Raw genomic sequence first — 16,772 nt, forward strand, 5'->3', positions numbered from 1 at the left:
TCCTCCTCCCACGTTGGATTGACTAAGCTCTAAATCATACGGTACATATTGCGGTATTCTCCCGGCGGGATGTCCTGAAATTTCTTGAAGGCGCGGTAAAACGAGTTCACATTCTGGTAACCGATGTTCTCCGCAACCGACTGAATCGAATCCTCGGTTTCCACCAGGAGCTGTTTGGCGTGCTGCATCCGAACCTTTAAGACGTAATCCACGAATTTCTCGCCTATTTCTTCTTTGAAAATCAGACTTAGCGCGCTGGGCTGGAGGTTCAGATAGTCGCTGACTTGGACCAGAGAGAGGCCCGGATCGGTGAAATGCGCATCGATGAAATGTTTAGCCTGCAACGCTAAACTATGATGCCTGCGAGCTTGGCGATCCTCTTCCACGCTCGCCTCGAACTGATTCATGAGGCTCATGAACTGTTCCTGAAATTCACCTAGCGTTTCCGTCGTCTCCGTCATCCCCGCGAATCGATCCTGAAAATCTTCCTTCCAACGGGCCTGGATCGAGGAGGATAAAGCCAGAACGGCCTGATCCATTCGTTTGAGGAACGCCTGGGCAAACTCCGCCATGTCCCGCTTGCGAAACCGCATTTTTCCAAGTTCGCCGAAAATCTGCGTTAATTTCTCTCGCCATTCGCTTTCGTTCATGCGGAAAGACTGTGCGGCATAATCCAAAGCTTGCAGGTAAGCGTACCGGTCCAGATTTAGAATGGCGGCGCTTTTCCGATTATCGATGATCGAATGGATGCCGAAGATGGTTTTGAGCTCCACGTTCTCATGCGCGTTTCGATAGGAATCCGCGATGGTTTCGATCGACTTGGAGTCCGCCCCGATTCCGATCGAAATCGTCAGCTCCAAATGCTGATGGATCCACTTCTTAAATTCCTCAGCATATTCCGCCGCTGCTTGATTGCTGCGCGGTTCAGACGCCGTATGATGCACGACGAAAGCGATGCGATGCGGCTCCATCCACGCATGCCATACAAAGGAATGATGGCTCTGTCCCAGGTCGCGGAAGGCGCTTTCGATAATAAACTTAAGCAGGTACTGGTCTTTGATCCTGTATTTGTCCGTAAACCAAGCATACCGGTCCAGCTCTGCCACAATCACGCCTAAGCGGTCATAGGGGGCGGACAGATTAAACTCGGCCAGCCGTCGCTGGAATTCTGCATCCGTCAACACGAGATGCCCCGCCAACAAATCGTGAAAAAGCCGCTGTTGCCGCAGCAAACTGTCTTCCTTATGCAGGTTGTCATAATCCAACGAACGCTTTAGCAGATGGTCCAGCGCCGTCTCGATAAAGGTGAACTCATTGTTTGCCCCTTTGATGCCAAGCTCCTCGCTTTTTCGATTCGAAAACTGGCTAACCTTTTCCATGATCGATTGAATGGGCTTGTAATGGATGTGCGTCACGATCGTGAACCCCAGCAAGGCTAGCATTATCAGGACAACCCAAATGACCATCCATGCGTTCGAGAAGAGGGAGAGCCAATTATAACCTTGGTCATGCACCCCCTCCGAGACATAAGTAAAGCCGGTATAATCGGATTGAACTTGAATTGGACTCACAGCTGGCTCCGAATCCGGGGATACATTGGTCGCCGCATCGATCAGACGAACCTGATTGTAACCGCTTTCACTTAATGAGTTGAGGTATTCCAGAAAAGAGCGCTGATACACGTTTACGACGAGGGCTCCACGCATGTCGTCCCCAATAAAGGCAAATTTCATCAGGGAGACGACGGACTGCTCCTCTTCCTCACGGGGCAGATAGGCAAAGGATCGCGGATTAAACCAACCTGCGGATTCCTTATTCCCGTAGTTGGCCGTCAAGAAGTCTGCGTCACCAAACGCATCTAGCGAATACGATCCCAAATCCGAGATAACCCGCTGTTCGGTTTCATTATAAATGTAGATGGTGTTGGCAAACGGCAAAGTCAAGCTTAATTCGATCATCTTCTTCTGAAGCAGGAAATCATCCAGAGCATCCTTAGGGCCGTTCGTGAAGTAGTCCTGGATCTCGCCATCCATCAACAATTTGCTGACGACGTTTCGCTCGATCAGCATCAGATTCGCATCTGCATTAAATACGATTCGATCCAGGATCGCTTTATTGGTTTCCAGGTATTTACGCTCGGAAGCATTGTTAAGAGCCAGGAAAATCATGAAGATCATCGAGGAAATGATGACGAAGAGAATCGGAGCATAGGAAAGAATCGTACGGTAATACCAGTTCATTCGCATAAAGCCAACTCTCCCAAACCGTTTCGTTCATTATAAATGATCCCATTCGTGTTGTTAATTAACAATTTATTCGAGACTCTCCTTTTTTATTTAAGTTTTTAGATATTTATTGCACTGCGCAGTTGCAGGGCCGCCGGTGCAAAAACCAAAAAAATAGTACAAATGACACAGATTGATATGCCAAAGGTAGGTATAATGGTTGGGCCCTATTACCCAAAAAATGACTACAAAAAGGACGGCGCAAAACATGAAGAAATTGCTTAACCTGCATTCCATTCGGCTGAAACTGTTAGGTATTCCCCTCGCAAGCGTATTGATTGCGATTCTGGTTATTGCTTTTAGCGTGACCAACATAACAGAACGAAGTCTACTAAACCAAATGAAAAGTGACGGGCTCCTGATCGCAAATCAAGCGGTCTCGCAACTTGAAATGAGCTCCTCAGCACTCGAAATCATCAATTCCTCTACAGAAGCCGATATCCGAACGTTAGGCGGTTACCTGAATGCAAACATTCAGTCGGCCACCAATAATGAATATTTGACTGCGATCGCCAAGCAATTTGAAGTCGACGAAATCAATTTGGCAGACGCGTCCGGTACGATCGAGTACTCCAATCTGCCCACCAGCATAGGCACCGTCTTCGGCAAAGAACATAAGGCCCAGCAGGTTCTTGGCGGCGGAGCCGCTTTCTATGTGGAAGACATCAGAAAAAGCAAGGAGACGGGGGACTATTATAAATACGGATACGTGAAACGAAGCGATGGCGGAGTTATCCAGATCGGCATTTTGGCCAATAAAATCCAGACGTTTACGGACAGTGTAGGGTACCAGTATTTAATCAATAATCTAAGCAAAAACGAAGAAATCGTATATGCCCTCTTCATCGATCCGAACCTGAAGGCGGCCGCCCATTCGGATCCGGAAAGAATCGGCATTTCTCTGGATGATGAGGGAAGTAAGACGGCGATACAACAAGGCAAGACGTATACTTCAACGTATTATTACGAGAAAGAGAAAACGAAGGTCTACGATATCATTCTCCCTATCAAAATGGACGGCAAAGTTCTTGGCGCAATCGACATCGGACTTTCGATGAAAAATACAGAACGAACTATAAACCAGATTATCCTGCTCACCACGGTGGTCAGTGCGGCTGCTTATGTTCTGATCTCGCTCATTTTGTTCTTTGTTACCAATCGGGTGATCAAGCCGATTCAACAGTTGGCCAAAGCCTCCAAGCAAGTAGCTGACGGTGAACTATATCACGAGATTACGGCGAAAGGCAAAGACGAAGTGGGTGCCTTAGCCTTTAGCTTCAGAGACATGGTCATCCATTTGCGAGACGTCGTATCCGGCATTCAGGGCAAAGCCGATCAAACGGACGATATGTCCGCACAGTTGGCTACGGCCTCCACCCAGCTAAGCTCTGCTTCCAGCGAGGTCGCGACCGCAATTCAGCACGTGGCGGAAGGAACGGCTTCGCAAGCGGACGAGCTGACGCAAATCGTCGAGTTGATGTCGGAATTGGCGGAACATCTCGATGGAATTCAAGATAAGATGGCTATGGTGAAACATCATGTAGACGGAGCAGAGGACAAAGCCGGCGTAGGCAAAGAAAACATCGAACTCGTCTCGTCCTCCAGCGGAAGCTTGACGACAGCCGTCCAAGAGGTCCACGTCAAACTGACGGCGCTCGAAGACAGCGTCTCGCAAATCGGCATGATTACCCAGACTATTAACGGAATCTCCAATCAAACGAATCTGCTAGCCTTAAATGCCGCGATTGAGGCGTCCAGAGCCGGGGAGGCAGGGGCAGGTTTCGCTGTCGTCGCCGGAGAGGTTCGAAAATTGGCGGAGCAATCCAAAATCGCTACGGAACAGATCCAAGCGTTGATCGAATCCATTGCCGTTGAAACGAAGGAAGTCCTTCAAACGTCTCACGAGGTGGAAGACCTCATGGGTAACCAGGTGCAATCGGTTGAGCTCACGACCGATTCCTTCCGGGATATTCTTGAAGCGGTATCGGCGATTGCTCCATTGATCGAAGAAACTTACCTTAACATCCAAAACACGCTTCAAACCAAAGACATCGTCGTCGATAAAGTATCGGCCGTTTCGGCCTTTGCCCAAGAAATGTCCGCCTCTTCGGAAGAAATCTCCGCCTCGTCCGAAGAAATGCTGGCAAGCGCCCAGGAAGTCTCCAGCCACGCGGGTCAACTCAACGACATTTCGGTATCTTTGAACAGCCAGATCAATCAGTTCCAACTGAAACCGAAAGCTTAGTCCACCAAGGCCTCGAAACCCAACGAACCCGAATCATCCTGCAATGCTGCAGGGTGGTTCGGGTTAACTCCTTCTCGCCAGCTTCTTTTAGCCTTACTTCTGATCCGCCCAACGCCACCAGGCCCAAGTCCCGAGATAACCCGCAAAGCCAACAACGATAGGGATAATATAGCTTGCCGGCCCCAGCGGAAACACGGCCCCGCCGCTCTGCGCCAACTGGAGAGCCGGGATCGACCAAGGAAGATATGCACCTAGACGCGTCGGTCCCCCAATCAAGGCCACCATCAGCGTACAAAAGGCGAACGCCATCGGAGCCAAATAACCCCGTGATACGCAAGCAATCCAAATGACCGGACCGCACATGAATAGATGAATGCCGGAAATAATCAACAATTGGAGCACGAGATGCAGCATCTTATCCATCGAAAAACCAGGCACACCTACGACAAAACCTAGCAATATCGCAAAGCCGAGCGTGATTAGCACGACCACCAGGCACCCGACAATGGCCGACATCGATTTCGCGGCAACGATTCTCCCCCGTGATACGGGAAGTGCCAGCAAATCCTTCATGGTACGGTCCGCATATTCTCGTCCAAACGTCCAACCCGCTACCACGCCAAAACCGACAATACCAAATACGCTAGCGAACATAAACACGACATTAGTAAGGTATGTGTTCCAATCCCCCTCGCCAACGCGAATGGCCGTAACAAACAGGAAGAATACCATGGTTCCCCACAAGACATAGGAACGGTATAGCTTCGTATTTTCGGTCCGAATGGCTGCAAGCAAAGATCTCATTCTTCCGTCCCCCCTTTGGCTCCAATCGTTTTCAGAAAATAAGCCTCCAAATCCTCTTCCTCCACCTTCAATAAAGCAAGCGGGAGACGCGCGTCCGTTAGCAGCTTCGCCACGGTCTCCGGTTGCCGGATGGCGTGTTCATCGGATACCTCTAACCCCCCGTTATCGGTAACCCGGACATGATAACCGCCATTGATCAGAACGGTTCGCGCAGCCTCCGCCTGATCGTTGACCCCGATATAGAGCCGCTTTTGCCGGAGTTGTTCGAATTCGCTCGCCGATAGCTCCTGCAGAAGTACCCCGCGATGAATGATTCCGATTCGGGTGGCAATCTTCGAAATCTCCTCTAAAATATGGCTGGAAATAAACACGGTCACCCCATGCCGTTCAGCTAAATTTCGGAGTAATTCACGGACTTCAACGATTCCGGCCGGATCGAGCGCGTTGGTAGGTTCATCAAGAATCAGAATCTCCGGATGATGCAGCAGCGCTTTGGCTAATCCCAGCTTTTGCGCATTGCCCAGCGATAAATGCTTGGCTTGCGTCTCGGCATATTCGCTCATGCTCAGCTTCTCCATCACCGCCTCCACGGCACTCCGCTCCCGGACTCCGTGCAGCCTCGCGAACAACTTTAAGTTCTCCCTTACCGTAAATCCGGGATAGGCTGCCGGTGTCTCCACCAGATAACCAACTCGTTTCCAAAGCGCTTCTCCCCCCTGGGCAAGCTTTCTTCCGAACAAATAGACCTCTCCCGAGGTTGGCTTGTTCATCCCAAGTAAGCAGCGGATCGTCGTCGTCTTGCCGGCTCCGTTCAGACCGAGGAAGCCGTAGATTTCCCCTCTCTTGACCGTCATCGTAACCTCATTAACGACGGTTCGGCTGCTATAACGTTTTGTTAGACGCTCGGTGCGGATGATTTCTTCCATCGTAGATGCCCTCCTCATTATGATTTGAAACAAGTCTTTATTTGATTGAACGTTCGTTGAGTAAAATAGGTAAAAAAATTTACTTCGCCCACATTTGTACGTAAAAACTGGCGATCCGCTGCATCTCTTTCTGGGACAGCTCCCGGCCATTCAGGATTTCCCGGACAACAAAGACGACTACATGGGATAGAAATTGCGAGGCAGCCATCTCATAATCCATCTCCCGGACACTTCCCTGAGCGGATTGCTTCGATAAGAAATCGGCAAGGGCCGCAAACGGTTGTTTGGTCAGCTCATCCAAAGCATCTTGCTGCTCTTGTCCAAGCAATTTACGTTCCCGCATTAAAATCTGAAAGTATTGTTGATCCTCCTGGATGCGCCGGGCAATTCCGTTGGTGAGCTGAAGCAGAACCTTTTCTAACTCCGCCCCGCCTTGGAACAGCTCCTTGAAAAAGGCCACAAAATTGGAGATTCGCTCCTCCTGAGCAGTTTGCAGCACCGATTTCAGAATCTCCAGCTTACCTCCGGGAAAATAATGATAGGTTAACGCCTCCGCCATGCCGATCTCTTTATTTAATTCGCGCATGGAGGTCGCATGATACCCCTTCTCCGCAAACAGCCGTTTCGCGATATCAAGGATTTGCTGCCTGCGTTCAGCCGCTTGCAAATCCCGACTGGTTATTCGGTTGGTTCTCCGCTCGGTTGGCATTCGTAGACCTTCTTTCTTTTCACTAAACGATCGTTGAGTAAATCATAACCGCTGGAGGTATTGGAGTCAAGTTGTGCTAATCTCAAGCAACGCCGCAAAGAAAAAAGCTGTCGAGGTCTGGACCTCGACAGCTTAAACTTACTGTTTGGTAATCATCCACGTGACGCCAAATTTATCGATCACTTCTCCGTAATGAGCCCCCCATGGTTGAAGGGCGAACGGATACTTACTCTCCCCGCCCTGACTTAAGTTGGCATAGGCCGCCGTGGCTTCCGCCAAATCATCATAAACGACCGAGATGCTGGTGCTGCGATTGTACGATACCGGCTCAAGAGAGTCCGCAAACATTAAGGTGTTCGTCCCGGCTACGGTCAAAGCCAGATGCATGACCTTCTCCTTCATCGCCTCAGGTGTTCCCGGCGCTTCCCCGTAGGTAGCCAGAAATTGAATTTCTCCGCCTAAAGCCGCTATGTAGAAGTTGGCCTGGCTTCTTGCATCCTCCGACATCAGATAAGCGTAAATTTGTGCTCCCATTCTACACCAACAACCTTTCTCAGTAATTGATTTGGTCCTTCTATAAATGTAGACGTGGGAATGGAGTTGAATTCATCGGTGGGTTTATTATCTTTTCGAATATAATTTACTAGCACTTTGGGATTATCAAAGAGGTCGATTTGTAAGCACAGCAGAAGGCGAATAAAATACGTCACGATGCATATGCCGAATTTTGTCCCAATTGCCTGGATTCATCGTATCCGGAGAGCGATGCTCCAGAATGGCCTGATAAAGAACGGTTTTCTCTTCTAGATGAGCGATATGCCGTTTGGCTTCTTCGAGCTTGGCAATCGCCGCTTCTTTATGCTCCATCATAAGAGCAAAACGTTGAGGGATCGTCGAATCTCCTTCGAGACAGAGATCGACGTACGTTTTGATCCCTTCAATCGGCATCCCGGATTGCTTGAGACATTTGATGCCGTGCAGCCAATTGATCGATTCTTCGTCGAACATCCGAATGTTGTTCTGATTCCGCTGCAAGCTAGGGACCAACCCTTTATCCGTGTAAAAGCGTATGGCGTGCTCGGTGAGCCCCGTGATCTGGGCGGCTTCTTTGACCGTATACATATGTGATCCTCCTTGGGAAAAGTGGATGAAGCTCGCATAGCTTCGTGTAACACGAAGTCCATAAGCATATTGTAAGGCATTGCGGCCGTCCGCGAAAACCCCATTTCTGCGCGAGCGTACAAAAGCCACTCCTGGGAAGGAGTGGCTTTTGTATTAGGATAAAGCATAGGTGAGGATACCTTGCAAGCCCTGAGCTATTTTAGGAAGTAATGCCCTTGCTCCAGATCTGCAAGAAGACCCTGTTGGAGAGGCTTCCAACCGAGCAGCTCCTTCGTCCCCTCACTTGATCTTGCTAAGTCAAGCGATGCGACCATGCCTAAAAAACCGAAAACGGCTTGGGCTTCTTCATGCGGAATGCAGACTACCGGCACATCTAAGTGACGACCGATGACGCCGGCAATGTCTTTGAACGGAATGCCTTCATCGCCGACGCCATCCAATCGTGAGCCTGCAGGCGCTGATTCGACGGCGAGTCGGAACAAAACCGCCGCATCCAAGCGATGAATCGCCGGCCAACGGTTGGTACCGTCTCCAACGTATGCTGAAGCCCCTCTTTCCCGGGCAATTCGAATGAGTTGAGGCACGAAGCCTTTATCCCCTTCTCCATGAACGGAAGGAGCAAGCGAGACAATCAAGGCTCTCACGCCTTGTTCAATAAACGAAAGTGCTGCATCCTCCGATGCTTTGCCATTCGCGTGCGCTGTGATCACCAGTGGTTTACCGGAGCCCGCAAGTCCCCCTCCCAATGCTTCGATAGCGCGAAGATCCGCTGATAGCGATGCTGCGAAATTAGAGAAATCGTGGTTAAACGCAAGATGAATCACACCGTCTGAAGCGGCTGCCTTCTGGCGCAAAAACTCCAAGTCCTCAACAACACCGCGAGCCACCTCAGCTCCTAAGCTCTCTAATAGGTGTGCACCGCTCTCTGAACGGGTCAACCCAACCACCTGATGGCCCGCATCGATGAGTTCACGAACGACGGCTGTTCCAATATAACCTGATGCACCTGTAACGAAGATATGCATAATCGTTTAACGCCTCCTTTGAATTTGACGAAGATCTGACATCAGTCTAAACTATAAAGTACACTCTAAGGCAAGCGTTTGGAGGTAGGCGATCCTATGAAAATTCAAGAATTAGCAGACTTGATGGGACTAACACCGCATACCATTCGTTTTTATGAGAAGGAAGGCTTGCTTGATGGCAGGCATATTCAGCGAGAGCAGAATAATTACCGCAACTACTCAGACGAAGCTATTGGGCGGCTGAAGCTAATTAAGAAATTCCAAGGCATCGGCTGCACGTTAGCTGAGCTGAAGACGATCTTGCAGGAACAAGATACTAGCGCACGTACGAACCAAGAAGTGATCTCATGGATTCTTCAGAAGATCCAAGAGATCGAGCGCAAGAAAGACGAATACGATCATATGCTTGTAACCCTAAATTGGATGTTGACCTACAGGAAGCTGTTGGATGAGGATCCATCACAAGCTGAAGCGATGATGGACGAACTGCGTCAGAAAATAAACATCTAATCTATGGAATTGCGGTAAACAAAAGCCACTCCTGATGAAGGAGTGGCTTTTGTGTTGAGCTAAAGTACCGAGACCGATTTAAGATGACTTGTTCGTAAGTGTGGTGCCGCCGGTAGGCCAGGTGGAGAGCGCCTGCTCCGCAACAGCTTCCAGCATGTCGCGGCTGAAGCCGGCTTTGAAGGTATTACGGTGAATGCAGTAAGGCCGGGAGTAACGGCTACGGATATGAACAAGGATTGGCTAGCCATCCCGGAATCTCATGCTGAAGCTGCTTCAATGTCTGCTTTCGGAAGAGTGGGAACTACCAAGGATGTTGCGGATATCGTTGCGTTTTTAGCTTCTGAGGAAGCACGATGGGTTACGGGGCAGTTTATTGACGCCACTGGGGGAACCCGACTTTAAGGGGAGCAAAACGATGGCAGTCGTTTATCCATTAGCAGCAAAAAAGGAGCCTAAGTTTTTCTTAGGCTCTTCTTTTTTTCCAAAGAAAATTAAAATTTTAATAAATCACTTGCACCTTACGTAACGTCAGGTTTTATAATAAGGCTACCGGAAATCGAGCTAGCGACAAAGAACGGAGATGATCAATGAAACGATATTGGAAGGTCGGGGATCTGGCCAAATTGACGGGGCTAACGGTGCGTACATTGCGCTTCTACGACCAGATTGGGCTACTCTCGCCGTCGGCAGCCACGGAATCAGGACATCGGCTCTATGACGACGAAGACTTATCGCGGCTCTTCCGAATTGTTTCGCTGAAGGAGTTAGGCCTATCGCTCGACGAGGTGAAGGCGGCGCTAACGGGCCGCGAAATTGACCCGCTTGAAGTCGTCAACTTGCAAATCGAGCGGGTACAGGAGCAAATACGGCGTCAGCAAAAGCTACTGGATCAACTGAGGCATGTGTCAAAGCGGATGAAAGGAAAAGCTCAAGTAACGGTAGAAGATTTCACCACACTGCTGCAAGCAATGAAGAACGACTACGAGAAGCCGATCCTTAATCGTCAACAAAGTTGGGAGAAACGTTTTGGCCTACTGGGGATGTTTTTGGCGAGCGGGGATGAGGAAACAGTACAAACAGATGACGAGGAGGAATAAAATCATGAAAGAAAAATTCGTAAACCATGGCACATTCGTAATTGAAAAGACGTATCCGACATCCAGGGAGCTAGTGTACAACGCAATGGCTGACGCTGAAGCCAAAGCGCGTTGGTTCACGAAGCCCGAAGTGTTCGAGTTCCGGGTAGGCGGACGGGAACTCAGCAGCGGCGAGGCGCCAGGAGGCGGGTTGTTCACATTCGACGCAATCTATCAGGACATCGTTCCGCTCGAACGGATTGTTTATACGTACGTAATGGACTTTAACGGCGTGCGGTTCTCGGTGTCCATCACGACGATTGAGCTTACAGACACGGATGGCGGCACGAAGCTGACCTTTACGGAGCAAGGAACCTTCTTCGATGGGCTTGATGCGATGGAGAATCGGGAACACGGCTCGAGGGAGCTACTTGAGCTCCTTGGCAAATCGCTTGTTCAAACCGAAGGGTCCTTAGCCGCGAAGGACAACTTTGATCTGGTTGCCAATGACTTGGAGTTTGCCCACACGCGTTTATACGACTCCCCAAGGGAAGAGGTCTACCGGGCGTGGGCGCAACCGGAGCTTCTGACGCGGTGGTGGGGTCCTAACGGCTTCACGAGCACGTTCCACGAATTCGACTTTCGCGAAGGTGGCTTCTGGCGTTTTACCTTTCACGGACCAGACGGCAAGGAATATCCGAACGAGAATAAGTTCATCGAGATCGAGGCGGGAAAGCGTATCGTTCTGGAGCATCAAGGCGCTCCTGAGTTCCGATTGACGGCGACATTTACCGATGAGGGGGCGCGAACGCGTGTGACATTCCGTCAACAGTTTAAAGACGAGAACCTATTTGAGCAAGTAAAATCATATTGCCCGGACAGCAACGAGCAGAACCTGGACCGTCTTCAGGCTGTTCTAGGGGGACAGCACGTATAGTAGCTATTGAGAAGCACCTGCTTCAACAGCTTCGGCCTAAGAACGTTGGAGCGTTCTTAGGCCGATTTTGGGTCATGCTCGATATTTCATATCGAGCATTCTTTTTATTGAACTAACGTGCAGTATTGGTCAATCGATTGACTCGCAATGCAAAGTCGCTGGGACCCTCATTGTATTGAATTCATCAACTCATAGTAATATTTAGATTCATTAGTCTTATTAAGGCTATACCAGGCGTCTAACGTTTTTGGAGAAAACACATCCAAAGCTTTCAAGATGTGCGCGGAAAATTCCAACGGAGCTATTCCAGATGCCGTGATCAGTTTTCCATCAGTTACAGCTGGCTCCATCTTGTAATCATTTTCTCCTGTATAGGTGGGACAGACCATTTTCAGGTATTCCAGATCATTGCTTGTATGCCCACGTGAATTCAGCAATCCTGTCTGGGCAAGTCCCATTGTAGCACCACAAATCGCTGCAACCCATATTCCTTCCCTTAAACACCTCTCAGCAATTTTTAAGATAGGGTGATGAATGGCTTCTGTCCATGTATCTCCACCGGGCAAAATCAATAGATCAGATCTTTCAATGCTGCACTCATCCAATTGGATGTCAGGCAGTATTTTCAATCCACCCATTGTAGTTACTGGAGTCTTATCAATTCCCATGGTGACAATTTTGGATGGGGCCAGCCCCTTTTTATAAAATCTTCCCGAGTTCAATTCGGCAGTTAAGTAGCCTATTTCCCAGTCTGCCATGGTGTCAAAAACATAAAGATATACCGTATTATCCATTTGCAAGTTCTCCTTATTTTCAATTCATCAAGTGATACCAACCGTCCATCGGTAATCCATGATTATCATCATAATAAAATGACTTCACTGACATTCGCTGTCAGTGAAGCTATTAAAGTTGATAATATACCATTAGCTCAAGCAATGAACCCCGTCCTCACCGACTAAACCAGGTAATAGATTTCAAGTCTCCTTATAAAGGTTAATATCAATTCTCCGAGTGAATCGGAAAATCTTAGAGTCGAACAAATTTAGTGCATATGCACAATTATATTCATTGGAATATCAATTGTTTGATGGCCTAAATCTTAATATAATGAAACCGTATTCAAGTTAGTGAATTTAGGAACTTTTAAGGAGGGATAACTTCACCACATCGCAATTACACAACTAGATAGAGACTGAGGCTATGTGAATGAGGTTTATTAGTACGGTGAATTTTAAATAGGGGCACCAAATTAGAACAATCAACATGAGGAGGATTTTTCAGATGACAGCAGCATTAGATATATCCTGGATTGGTGCTTTAGCGGGTTTAGCGCTAGCAATTATTTTAATTTTGTTTAGACTGGCACCCACTTATGCACTAATTCTAGGAGCAATAGTTGGTGCGTTTATCGGCGGGGCGAATTTTTCGGAAGTCATCAACATCCTGATTTCTGGAACTCAAAGTGTACAAGGTACCGTTATACGAATTATCGCTGCAGGTGTTTTTGCCGGCGTAATGATGGAATCGGGATCAGCCGGAACCATTGCAGAATTCATCGTTGATAAACTAGGTGGAACGAAAGCGATGTTATCCCTTGCGCTCGCTACCATGGTGATCACGGCAGTAGGGGTATTCATTCCTGTGGCCGTCTTGATTGTTGCCCCGATCGCGTTATCGGTAGGTAATAAAATGGGGTACTCCAAAATCGCTTTGCTCGTTGCCCTCTCTGGTGGAGGTAAGGCGGGCAACATTATCTCACCGAACCCAAACACTATTGCAGCGGCCGGCGGATTTCAGCTCGATGTAAACCAGGTCATGCTTGGTGGAGTCGTTCCTGCGCTTGTTGGATTGGCCGTTACTGTCATTATCGCATCATTCATTAAATTTAAAGGCACGAAAGTGACAGATCTGGAAGCAGCTGAATTGGAAAAAACCAGTTCAAAGAACCTGCCTCCTTTATCCAAAGCTTTGGTAGCTCCAGTCATCGCGATTGTGCTGTTGATGATTAGTCCCATTGGCTCGATGCTCGGAGCAGACTTTTTAGCAAAGCTTAAGATTGATTCATTGTTTATTTTACCGTTTGCCGGCGTAGTCGGTGCCTTAACCTTAGGCAAATCGAAAGAAATACTGAACTATTGCACGGCCGGTTTGAATCGAATGACTCCAACAATCTTGATTATTATTGGGGCGGGTGCCATTGGTGGATTGATTACGGCTTCTACCCTGCCCGCAGAGGTTGTTGCATTGGTTGAATCGTCGGGCATCTCCGGAGTCTTCCTGGCACCTATCGCAGGCGTGTTGATGGCCGGGGCAACCGCATCGACTTCAACAGGAGTTATTTTGGCCACAGGCTCCTTCTCAAATGCGATTCTCAATACAGGCGTTGCTCCTCTATCGGCCGCAGTAATGACCCATGCGGGGGCTACGGTCATCGACCACCTGCCGCACGGAACCTACTTCCACGTGACACGGAATGCGATGGGCATGAGCATGAAGGATCGGTTGAAGGTGGCCTTATATGAAAGCATCGTCGGTTTAGCAATGACGATCGTAGCCGTGGTTCTATTCGGATTTATCTTATAAAGGAATGGGGAATCCTCAATGAGTAAACTATTTATGCTGGCTCCGGACTCATTTAAAGAAAGCATGACGGCAAAAGAAGTGTGTGAAGCTATGGAAATCGGCATCAAAAGAGCTATTCCGGATGCGGAATGTATTCATGTTCCTATGGCGGATGGCGGTGAAGGCACGGTTCAGTCGTTGGTGGATGCAACAAGTGGCACCATCATTCAGAAAGAAGTGACCGGGCCTCTTGGAACACCAGTTATCGCGCATTATGGAATTTTGGGAGACGGCAAGACAGGTGTCATCGAGATGGCATCTGCTAGTGGAATTCATCATGTGACGAAGGAAACCAAAAACCCTCTCATTACGACTACCTTTGGAACGGGTGAACTCATTAAGGATTGTATTGAAAGGGGCATTACGGACATCATTCTAGGCATTGGTGGCAGCGCTACGAATGATGGAGGAGCAGGTATGGCTAGAGCGCTGGGATATAAATTCCTGGATAAGGAAGGGAAGGAATTGCCGTTTGGCGGAGGAAGCCTCCTTGCACTGGATACCATTGATCCCACTGGCGTGCATCCGCAATTAAAACATATTCATATCCTGGTTGCATCCGACGTGACCAATCCACTTTGTGGTGATAAAGGGGCTTCCGTAGTCTTCGGGCCCCAAAAGGGGGCTACTCCGGAAATGGTTGCCTTGTTGGATGAGAGCTTAAGACATTATAGCAATGTCATTAAGCAGCAAATTGGAGCGGACATTTTAGATTTACCTGGAGCAGGCGCCGCAGGCGGCCTCGGAGGCGGATTGCTGGCCTTCACAAACGCAACCATGAAAAAAGGAATTGAAATTGTAATTGAGTATACCGGACTTAAAGAAAAACTCCAACATGTAGATTATTGCTTCACTGGTGAAGGCGGGATCGACTTTCAGACGAAATTCGGCAAAACCCCTTATGGAGTCGCTCAGGCAGCAAAAAGCGTGAGCAGCGATATCAAGGTGATCGCTTTGGCGGGATCTATCGGCCAAGATATAGAGGCCTTATACGATGAAGGGTTTGATGCCATCTTTGGTATTGTTCCAAAGGCAGCCGATCTTGATACCTTATTAGCGGAAGGCAAGGAAAATGTTGCTCGTACCTCGGAAAATATTGCGAGATTGTTAAAATAACACTTGGAGGACGGCCTCAGCATTATACGGCCGTCCTCATTTATTCTACTCGGTTAATCAGCATCAAGATGAGTTCCATGAGCTCCATGACATTTTTGGGATCTTTGCCCGTAACTTGATGGATTTTGTTTAATCGATAGTTTAACGTGTTCCTGTGGATCATCAGTTTACTGGCAGTTTCATTTAGGTTAAGGTTGCAATTAATATAAATCTGTAGCGTTTTGATTAATTCATAATTTTGTTCAAGCACATGGGCTAGGCGCTCTAATCTGACATCATTTTTAAATGATTTCAACATGTCAACGATTAAATCACAATTCGCGTAGGATATATGCTTTTGGTTCGTGTAGACCCCCTTCAGCACGCGCATCGCCGACTTGGCCTGCGCAAGCCCATCGGCAATCTTATCATTCCAATTACTCATCGATATCAAGGTGTTGGGATAGTGCTTTTCTAGCGTCTGTTGAAGATCCTCAATCTGATCTGCTACCTGAACGACGATACAAAGTGAAGTCTGCGTCATTTTGAAAAAGGGGACACTTATGGCAATATGCTCGTCAATCTCTGTGGGAGATTCCACGTAAATGATCTGGAAAGGTCTCGTCAACTGAATACCATAGATCAACGCCTGATCGATCATTTCCTGCGTATAAGCAGTTTCCGCATTGATGACTTGGGTAAAAAACTCTTGTTTGAGATTTTTTTGAACGTTCTTCTTTTCCAAAGCGATGCTATTGTCGATTAACAAAATCACGGCTGACTTCAGAATGTTACCGAAGGGTCTCGTTACCTCTACTTCACCGCTGATTCCTACTACTCCAATAATGTTGCCATTCAGCTCAATCGGTAAGTTAATTCCCTTCTTTACGAATTCCTCATCTTCAAAAATTTCCACGATCCTTCGTTTTTGTATGGCTTGTACTGCACCATGGTGCAGCGTGCCGATTCTATCTTTATTTCCACTTCCGATGATCATACCAGTTCGATCCATAATGTTAATATTATAGGGAATGTCTTTCATCATTCGATCGACAATGCTCTGGGCCTGAATATGTGTTAACTCATACATGGAAGCTTCTCCTTCTTCGTTCATTAATCGACCCTCACAATAACCCGTGCGATAGATGAATCTGCTTGAAAACAGTTCGCGGTTTCTATACTCCACGTAATCATAACACACGTTACAAATCACTGCTAACCCCACCTCTACTGGACCTACGACGACGCAGGAGGGGAATAAATGTGGCTCGTGTCGAATCTGCGGCATAGGGGATGTGCCTAATATATCCAGCTACATCAAGGCTTGTGAGTTATGAAATTAATTCTAATTAATCGCGGAGAAAAGAAAAAGCCGAGTGAAATCAGGAGTAAATACCTGAAATCAGCTCGGCT

The 16,772-nt window shown here is 48.1% G+C and carries 16 protein-coding genes; 7 read left to right on the forward strand and 9 right to left on the reverse strand.

Going from position 1 to position 16,772, the window contains the following annotated elements; all coding sequences use genetic code 11:
• Window positions 1-29 precede the first annotated feature (29 nt).
• Window positions 30-2,246, reverse strand: coding sequence for a helix-turn-helix domain-containing protein (locus MKZ15_RS20095; RefSeq protein ID WP_339817633.1), 2,217 nt, complete (start codon window positions 2,244-2,246; stop codon window positions 30-32).
• A gap of 247 nt (window positions 2,247-2,493) precedes the next feature.
• Between MKZ15_RS20095 and MKZ15_RS20100 the strand changes: the two genes are divergently transcribed.
• Window positions 2,494-4,530 (forward strand): methyl-accepting chemotaxis protein, encoded by a 2,037-nt coding sequence (locus MKZ15_RS20100; protein WP_339817635.1) that lies wholly within the window; start codon window positions 2,494-2,496, stop codon window positions 4,528-4,530.
• Between the two features lie 93 nt (window positions 4,531-4,623).
• Here the strand turns inward: MKZ15_RS20100 and MKZ15_RS20105 are convergent, their stop codons facing one another.
• The 6 genes from MKZ15_RS20105 to MKZ15_RS20130 all read right to left on the reverse strand — a co-directional run bounded on the left by MKZ15_RS20105 (window position 4,624) and on the right by MKZ15_RS20130 (window position 9,116).
• Window positions 4,624-5,334 carry an ABC transporter permease gene (locus MKZ15_RS20105; protein WP_339817637.1) on the reverse strand — a complete coding sequence of 237 codons (711 nt, stop codon included), beginning with the start codon at window positions 5,332-5,334 and terminating at the stop codon, window positions 4,624-4,626.
• The gene (locus MKZ15_RS20110; protein WP_339817639.1) at window positions 5,331-6,260 is read right to left on the reverse strand and encodes an ABC transporter ATP-binding protein; all 930 of its coding nucleotides are present in this window, start codon (window positions 6,258-6,260) and stop codon (window positions 5,331-5,333) included. The genes MKZ15_RS20105 and MKZ15_RS20110 overlap by 4 nt, the downstream gene beginning before the upstream one ends.
• A 79-nt stretch (window positions 6,261-6,339) precedes the next feature.
• Window positions 6,340-6,969, reverse strand: a complete 630-nt coding sequence (locus tag MKZ15_RS20115; RefSeq protein WP_193417668.1) for a TetR/AcrR family transcriptional regulator — start codon at window positions 6,967-6,969, stop codon at window positions 6,340-6,342.
• Window positions 6,970-7,107: 138 nt separating this feature from the next.
• A complete protein-coding gene (locus MKZ15_RS20120) occupies window positions 7,108-7,503 on the reverse strand; it encodes a VOC family protein (protein ID WP_339817642.1) in 396 nt (131 codons plus the stop codon).
• 126 nt (window positions 7,504-7,629) lie between these two features.
• A complete protein-coding gene (locus MKZ15_RS20125; protein ID WP_193417664.1) occupies window positions 7,630-8,091 on the reverse strand; it encodes a MerR family transcriptional regulator in 462 nt (153 codons plus the stop codon).
• Between the two features lie 194 nt (window positions 8,092-8,285).
• Window positions 8,286-9,116, reverse strand: coding sequence for an SDR family oxidoreductase (locus tag MKZ15_RS20130; RefSeq protein WP_339817645.1), 831 nt, complete (start codon window positions 9,114-9,116; stop codon window positions 8,286-8,288).
• A gap of 96 nt (window positions 9,117-9,212) precedes the next feature.
• On the opposite strand from MKZ15_RS20130, the gene MKZ15_RS20135 reads away from it, so the two are divergent.
• From MKZ15_RS20135 to MKZ15_RS20150, 4 genes are all read left to right on the forward strand, one after another.
• Complete coding sequence (locus MKZ15_RS20135; protein ID WP_155608444.1) at window positions 9,213-9,626, forward strand: MerR family transcriptional regulator; 414 nt, start codon at window positions 9,213-9,215, stop codon at window positions 9,624-9,626.
• A 189-nt stretch (window positions 9,627-9,815) separates the two neighbouring features.
• The gene (locus tag MKZ15_RS20140) at window positions 9,816-10,028 is read left to right on the forward strand and encodes an SDR family oxidoreductase (RefSeq protein ID WP_339817649.1); all 213 of its coding nucleotides are present in this window, start codon (window positions 9,816-9,818) and stop codon (window positions 10,026-10,028) included.
• A 185-nt stretch (window positions 10,029-10,213) separates the two neighbouring features.
• Window positions 10,214-10,723 carry a MerR family transcriptional regulator gene (locus tag MKZ15_RS20145; RefSeq protein WP_155608447.1) on the forward strand — a complete coding sequence of 170 codons (510 nt, stop codon included), beginning with the start codon at window positions 10,214-10,216 and terminating at the stop codon, window positions 10,721-10,723.
• A gap of 4 nt (window positions 10,724-10,727) precedes the next feature.
• Window positions 10,728-11,639, forward strand: a complete 912-nt coding sequence (locus MKZ15_RS20150; protein WP_339817651.1) for an SRPBCC family protein — start codon at window positions 10,728-10,730, stop codon at window positions 11,637-11,639.
• A gap of 167 nt (window positions 11,640-11,806) precedes the next feature.
• Here the strand turns inward: MKZ15_RS20150 and MKZ15_RS20155 are convergent, their stop codons facing one another.
• Window positions 11,807-12,433 (reverse strand): type 1 glutamine amidotransferase family protein, encoded by a 627-nt coding sequence (locus MKZ15_RS20155; protein ID WP_339817653.1) that lies wholly within the window; start codon window positions 12,431-12,433, stop codon window positions 11,807-11,809.
• Between the two features lie 490 nt (window positions 12,434-12,923).
• Between MKZ15_RS20155 and MKZ15_RS20160 the strand changes: the two genes are divergently transcribed.
• Together MKZ15_RS20160 and MKZ15_RS20165 are read left to right on the forward strand one after the other, a co-directional pair.
• Entirely contained in the window at window positions 12,924-14,225 is a 1,302-nt protein-coding gene (locus MKZ15_RS20160) for a TRAP transporter large permease subunit (protein ID WP_193419112.1), read from the forward strand.
• Between the two features lie 18 nt (window positions 14,226-14,243).
• Window positions 14,244-15,380: a glycerate kinase gene (locus tag MKZ15_RS20165; RefSeq protein WP_339817659.1), complete on the forward strand. Its 1,137-nt coding sequence runs from the start codon at window positions 14,244-14,246 to the stop codon at window positions 15,378-15,380.
• 40 nt (window positions 15,381-15,420) lie between these two features.
• On the opposite strand, the gene MKZ15_RS20170 is transcribed toward MKZ15_RS20165, so the two are convergent.
• Complete coding sequence (locus MKZ15_RS20170) at window positions 15,421-16,473, reverse strand: sugar diacid recognition domain-containing protein (protein WP_339817660.1); 1,053 nt, start codon at window positions 16,471-16,473, stop codon at window positions 15,421-15,423.
• Window positions 16,474-16,772 lie beyond the last annotated feature (299 nt).

Source organism: Paenibacillus sp. FSL R7-0216 (genome assembly GCF_037969915.1).
In the GTDB taxonomy this organism is placed as follows: domain Bacteria; phylum Bacillota; class Bacilli; order Paenibacillales; family Paenibacillaceae; genus Fontibacillus; species Fontibacillus rhizolycopersici.

Excerpts from the sequence above, each read along its gene's own strand:
- MKZ15_RS20095 (WP_339817633.1), bottom strand. The coding sequence starts at position 2,246 with ATGCGAATGAACTGGTATTACCGTACGATTCTTTCCTATGCTCCGATT.
- MKZ15_RS20100 (WP_339817635.1), top strand. The coding sequence starts at position 2,494 with ATGAAGAAATTGCTTAACCTGCATTCCATTCGGCTGAAACTGTTAGGT.
- MKZ15_RS20105 (WP_339817637.1), bottom strand. The coding sequence starts at position 5,334 with ATGAGATCTTTGCTTGCAGCCATTCGGACCGAAAATACGAAGCTATAC.
- MKZ15_RS20110 (WP_339817639.1), bottom strand. The coding sequence starts at position 6,260 with ATGGAAGAAATCATCCGCACCGAGCGTCTAACAAAACGTTATAGCAGC.
- MKZ15_RS20115 (WP_193417668.1), bottom strand. The coding sequence starts at position 6,969 with ATGCCAACCGAGCGGAGAACCAACCGAATAACCAGTCGGGATTTGCAA.
- MKZ15_RS20120 (WP_339817642.1), bottom strand. The coding sequence starts at position 7,503 with ATGGGAGCACAAATTTACGCTTATCTGATGTCGGAGGATGCAAGAAGC.
- MKZ15_RS20125 (WP_193417664.1), bottom strand. The coding sequence starts at position 8,091 with ATGTATACGGTCAAAGAAGCCGCCCAGATCACGGGGCTCACCGAGCAC.
- MKZ15_RS20130 (WP_339817645.1), bottom strand. The coding sequence starts at position 9,116 with ATGCATATCTTCGTTACAGGTGCATCAGGTTATATTGGAACAGCCGTC.
- MKZ15_RS20135 (WP_155608444.1), top strand. The coding sequence starts at position 9,213 with ATGAAAATTCAAGAATTAGCAGACTTGATGGGACTAACACCGCATACC.
- MKZ15_RS20145 (WP_155608447.1), top strand. The coding sequence starts at position 10,214 with ATGAAACGATATTGGAAGGTCGGGGATCTGGCCAAATTGACGGGGCTA.
- MKZ15_RS20150 (WP_339817651.1), top strand. The coding sequence starts at position 10,728 with ATGAAAGAAAAATTCGTAAACCATGGCACATTCGTAATTGAAAAGACG.
- MKZ15_RS20155 (WP_339817653.1), bottom strand. The coding sequence starts at position 12,433 with ATGGATAATACGGTATATCTTTATGTTTTTGACACCATGGCAGACTGG.
- MKZ15_RS20160 (WP_193419112.1), top strand. The coding sequence starts at position 12,924 with ATGACAGCAGCATTAGATATATCCTGGATTGGTGCTTTAGCGGGTTTA.
- MKZ15_RS20165 (WP_339817659.1), top strand. The coding sequence starts at position 14,244 with ATGAGTAAACTATTTATGCTGGCTCCGGACTCATTTAAAGAAAGCATG.
- MKZ15_RS20170 (WP_339817660.1), bottom strand. The coding sequence starts at position 16,473 with ATGAACGAAGAAGGAGAAGCTTCCATGTATGAGTTAACACATATTCAG.